The organism is Vibrio sp. M260112 (assembly GCF_036533775.1).
In the GTDB taxonomy this organism is placed as follows: Bacteria; Pseudomonadota; Gammaproteobacteria; order Enterobacterales; family Vibrionaceae; genus Vibrio.
In genome coordinates this window covers 1-5,326 of the sequence record NZ_JATABH010000088.1, presented here as the reverse complement: position 1 = coordinate 5,326, position 5,326 = coordinate 1, and the positions used below count along the sequence as shown (strand labels likewise).

Sequence of the window (5,326 nt, the reverse complement as noted above, 5' to 3'; positions counted from 1 at the left end):
GTGCGAGTCTCTCAAGGTTGGGCGGGCAGCCAATATGGCATGGTCGCTTTGCCTCGCATTGGTCACGAAGTGATTGTCTCATTTCTTAATGGTGACCCTGATCAGCCCATCATCACGGGGCGCACCTATCATGCGGTCAATAAGCCGCCTTATGTTCTGCCCAACAACAAAACCAAAACCGTCCTACGCAGTGAGACCCACCAAGGACAAGGCTTTAACGAACTGAGTTTTGAAGACCAAGCAGACCAAGAGCAAGTCTATCTTCATGCGCAGAAGGATTTTGACTCGATAGTGCTGAATGACATGACCACTCATGTTAAACACGACCAACATATCACGATCGATAACGACCATTTCACTCAGATTAAAAACAGCCACAACCTCACCGTGGAGGGCGAAAGCCGCACTTTGGTCAAACAAGATGCCACCTCGATTGTGGAAGGGAATCTGCACCAAAAAATCGCTCAGTTGCATGCATTTGAAATTGGCAATGAACTCCACATCAAAGCCGGTATGAAGGTCGTTATCGAAGCGGGCTCTGAAATGACTTTGAAAGCCTGTGGCAGCTTTATAAAACTAGACGCGTCTGGTGTTAGCTTGGTTGGGGCGAAAGTCAATTTAAATTCGGGCGGTAGCCCGGGTAGCGGCAGCGGGTATGGAGGCCAGCAAGCCGCATTACCGAATGGGTTAGAGTTGCAGCAAGCGCCGCAAGAGATGGAACCACCACTGGTCACAGAACAACAACGAAATACGGTTCTTGAGGCAGCAATAAACGGCAGTCCAATTTGCCGAGCTTGTGAGGAGGCTCAGTCATGAAAACTTTCCAATACTCTACCGAGCTTCCACCAGTATCAAGGCTAGCCCGTTGGATGGTTCTCGATGGTGCACTGCTGCCGAAACTTGAGTTTAACATCGCAACGTTAGGCAGAGAGCTGACGACTCCCATCGAGTATCGATCTCTATTGCGTAATACACGTTGGCAAAACGTATCGGATATTGGTCCATACCTTGTTACATGGTCAAAACAAATTCAAGATTGGGCTCATGACACTGCGCCTTATCGGTATGGGGTTATTTTCGAATCCAACGCTTCTATAGATGATCTCGAAACACACTGGAAGAAACTCATTTTGTGTCAGCATGGTGGGTTAGAAAATAATTTAGCTCGTTTATATGACCCCATTATTATGCTTTATTTACTCAAAGCGGCAGATGAAACACGCTTTGAGTCTTGGATGGGGCCAATGAAAAACATATGGCTACCAAACCTTTTTAACCAGCAATACGGTGAAGCGAAATCGTGTTTGGAAACACCCCAAGCGTTAAAAGAAGCCTTCTTTACCGATGAAGAGTGGCAGGGTCTGAGTGATGCGAGCACAGCATACACAGCATGGCGACTTATCCAGCACATAGAGGCATATTTTCCTGACAGACTGCAAGCAAGCAAACTAGAAACGCACGCGTTTGTTTTGCAGCAACTGGCTGACTTACAACCGCTTGGTCAAGTCAACGAACAATTAGCCACATATTACCTCAATATCGTTTGCCGACTTGGCGATGTGTTAGGTAAAAGCTCACTTTATCCTGAAGTAACGGCTTGTCTGCATGACGTTAAAGCTCCCTTAGAGCAACGTTTAAAACTCGCCAATCAATTATCTGTCTCACTTGCTCAAAATCCACGAGACTCAGTGGAGAACTATCCATGAACTATACCATTCAATCAGGAGATACCTTAACCGGTATCGCGCGCGCAAACGGCATAACCTTAAAAGCGATACAGAACGCGAATCCTAACATTTCTGATCCGAATAACATTCGTGCCGGTGATGTCATTCATATCCCACAGGATGCGGTACTTGTTTCTGGTACTTCAGATCCCGCAACCAATGCGGCCATCGTCGCCAGTTCAAAACAGGTAGACAACGTCGTCGAAGAGTGTCCACTCAGAGATGAATGGTTCACAGTAAAACCGATGCGTTATGCGGTGGCAGATAAGGATAGCTCAGCAAAACTTCCTGAGACCTTGTCAGTTGGCGTCGACTTAGCCAATATGCAAGAGCATCATTATATTGCTCGAGAGCTCATCGATCATACCGTCTACTTTTATAACGAGGACGATCAGTACCTTATCGAAGTGCTTTATCAAGAGGGTATCGCACAAGATGCTCGTTGTGTGTTTGGCGAGATGCCTCCAGAAGTGAAATCCGCTTTACCGATCCTTAAGCAAAAACAGAAAACAAAAGCCACCATGTGGCTTAGCATTACGCCACTATCAGAGTTAAGATTATCAAACTTACAAGCCAACCCAGATACCATTATCAAACTCGGTCAGCGTATCGACTTTGCACAAGCTGCGGCAGGCAACGCGCCAGATACCAGACCGCTTTATGATATTGAGAACTTGTTCGCCAATACGCAAGTGGTAGAGAGTGTTCTAAAATGGACGTTTCCTGCATTAGAGCCTGTCTCTGATATCAATGGGATACGCGTACCATACGAAGCACAAACGCCTAAAAATAACTACGCGGTCTGTCTGGTTGATGCGATTGGTATCGTTACCGATCTGTGCCGTGAGTTCTCTATTGCTTACGAGCTCACCATGTCGAGTTTGAGCACGTCGCAACATCCTCTCCAGATGGCAAAGTTAACCAAGCACATCATCGACAACGAGATGACACAGGCCGCGTCGAAAGTCTCACAATATCAACCAACGGGTCATTACGCTGCCGCACTCTCTGCCCGTAAGCGCAGTGATCAAGAAATGGAACAACGCCAAGCGGCAGCAGGTTCTTCAAGAAAGCAAGAGTTAGAAAAGTGCTTGCACGTTGATGAGATGGAAGGCTACCTAAAGGACTACCAAGATGCGATGCCCAAACTCAAACAGCAGCTTGAAACCTTGTCTGAAGATTGGTTGACTTGGTTAGATCATGAACAGCTAGATATCGCGCTCGCCTGGTTAGATGACAGTGACAAAGAACAAATCGCGCTTAAAGAAAGCCTCTTGTTCGCGATGACCAACAATCTTGAGGCAACCGATCAAGGCGTTGCACTGGCTCAACGCTGGAGTAAAACCTTGCTTGCCGTGGTCTCAGAGCAACCACAACAGGAAAAAGGGGCTGGGGCGCACTTCTTAGCCGCGCTAGGCTTTGCCAAGCCATTGGTGTTAGAAGGCTCTAAATGGCTAAAAGAGCTTAACGGAACAACCAACAGTAATTCCAGTATTGAAGCGATTGCCAGTGTAAGAAGTGGGCTGATTGAATCGGGTAATATGCCTGCAACGGTGGCCACCGATGGACTGATACAGTCTATCGCCAGCCCTTTGGTTCAATTAAGTCATGAAGGCAAGACGGTTGTGCTTTGGCAGGAGACCTATAGCCTGCTTACTTACCGCTATAACTATCAATTCCCATTGGTAACCAGCAATCTGGCTGATGTGATGTTTGATATTGAGGCTTCGTATGCCGTGATGGTCTATGCGGCTACCGGGCACATCACCAACGCTCCACAACAGCAAACAAGTACTCAAACGCTCAACCTGTATGCGGTCAACCAGACGTCTGCCCCAGGTAAAAAGCTAGCTACGGTTGAAAAGCACGCGAAATATTGGCTTAAGCAGGTTAACGGCAATGATTTCTTAAGTGAAAAAACCGCCTTGATGAAGCTCTATCGCCAAACAGAGCAGGTATTTACCCCCAATGTGCAAAGCAGCGCTGTCGGCCTGTTCTTTTTAGTTCAGGTTTACAACACCACACAGATGAACAGCACGGCAGAAAAAGATGGCCACTTAAAAGTCTTTCTAGAACAGTCAAATGGGTATTTAGGATTGATCACCAGTTCTTTTGCCGCTCTCGATCAGTTTGCCGGGGCACGCTTTGGCCAAGTCGGCGGTAAACAAGTCTTTACTGAGTTTATGAAAGCAGATGGTGCTAGATTATTAGGCACGTCAATCTCTAGTAAATTGGTCTTACAGTTAAAACGAATCGACGTTACCTCGCAAAAAACAATCGTGGTAGCTGAACGCATTGGCGCTTGGACAACGAAGTTCGTAAAAATCACTTTTCGCTGGCTGCCGGTTATCGGTGGTGTTGTTGCCGCACTGGGCAGTGGGTATCAACTTGGCACCGATCTGGTTGGTAACCAAAATGCCTTAGCCACAGCGGTATCAGGGGTAACACTGTTGGTCAATGGTATGGCGGCGTATTGCGCCTGGGTGGCACTGGTGCCAGCGGCGGCGCCGGTTATGGCGGTGGCCGCGGTTGTACTGGGTGTCACAGCGCTGACGCTAGAGATAATCCGAGCCTCCTTAATGGACGATAAAACCCAACTGTTTTTAAAGGGCTCCTTCTGGGGCCGTGGCAATTATGCTTACGGTAAATCCAAATTCAACACCTTAGAACAACGACTGAAGCTTTTTGATCAAGATGCCAAGCTAGAGGATGCGATTAGAGTGATGCAACAAGAGCTCACTGCGTTTGGCGACTATTTATTTAAACCCATCCCACAGCTACTCAATGTTAGTCAAACCGATGGTCTGAGCCGTTTTACGCTGCATATTTTACTGCCTGGCTTTGTGCCATTAACCAGCGATGTCAGTGTGTATCTGCAGGGTTATGCGCAGAAGGACACTAAGGATCTACTGGTGAGTCACAGTCGAGAAAACCGCTGGCAAACCAATCAGCTTAACGGCAAGATCACTCTGCTTAATGACACCACTGCCGCCCTGAGCTTTGAGGTCGATGAAGCAGAACTGGAAACAGACTATCGTTTTTATCAACTGGCGCTCGCTTATCATAACCCCGCTGGTTATCCTGTTTCGTTAAAATACCCGAAAATAACCATCAGTGATGACAAACATTTGTTTGAATTCTGGCGCAGCAGCACTGAGTTGGAGTCTTTTGAAATCGAGAAAACTAAATCATGAGTGAGATTAGACAAGTTGGCCCCAACCATTGGGTTGGGCCAGAAGACTTTGGTTTTACCCCTAACTTCCATATTACCCAACACGGCGTGGATCACTACCCTAATGGCCATTTGATTCAGCAAGAGCCATTAAACCCCGGCAATAAAAAAATCTCCCTAGTCCACCAAATTAAAGATGCTGAAGATATGGGAGAATTTTTTGAACTCTTTTCTGCAGGGGGACATGATGGATTTATTGATATGCGAGTTCGGTCTGTCCATAGCAGAGGCGATAATGTGTATGCGGTGATTTTTTTTACCTTGCTCTGGCTGCTTGTCAAGACTTCGATGGTTTACACCGCTGGAGATACATGGTCACTCAGTTACGTCGATATCACCGTTCTGGCAATTCTCGCCATTTGTATGG

The 5,326-nt window shown here is 46.9% G+C and carries 3 protein-coding genes and 1 pseudogene; all 4 read left to right on the top strand.

The annotated features are described in order from the left end of the window. Positions 1-816: type VI secretion system Vgr family protein (locus tag QTN95_RS19605; RefSeq protein WP_331418682.1), on the top strand; the 816-nt coding region annotated here is incomplete at its 5' end. Beyond that, the gene (locus QTN95_RS19600; RefSeq protein WP_331418680.1) at positions 813-1,706 is read left to right on the top strand and encodes a DUF4123 domain-containing protein; all 894 of its coding nucleotides are present in this window, start codon (positions 813-815) and stop codon (positions 1,704-1,706) included. The genes QTN95_RS19605 and QTN95_RS19600, both read left to right, overlap by 4 nt. Beyond that, positions 1,703-4,921 carry a LysM domain-containing protein gene (locus QTN95_RS19595; protein WP_331418679.1) on the top strand — a complete coding sequence of 1,073 codons (3,219 nt, stop codon included), beginning with the start codon at positions 1,703-1,705 and terminating at the stop codon, positions 4,919-4,921. The genes QTN95_RS19600 and QTN95_RS19595 overlap by 4 nt, the downstream gene beginning before the upstream one ends. Beyond that, positions 4,918-5,326, top strand: a pseudogene (locus QTN95_RS19590) (hypothetical protein); the annotation flags it as partial. The gene QTN95_RS19595 and the pseudogene QTN95_RS19590, both read left to right, overlap by 4 nt.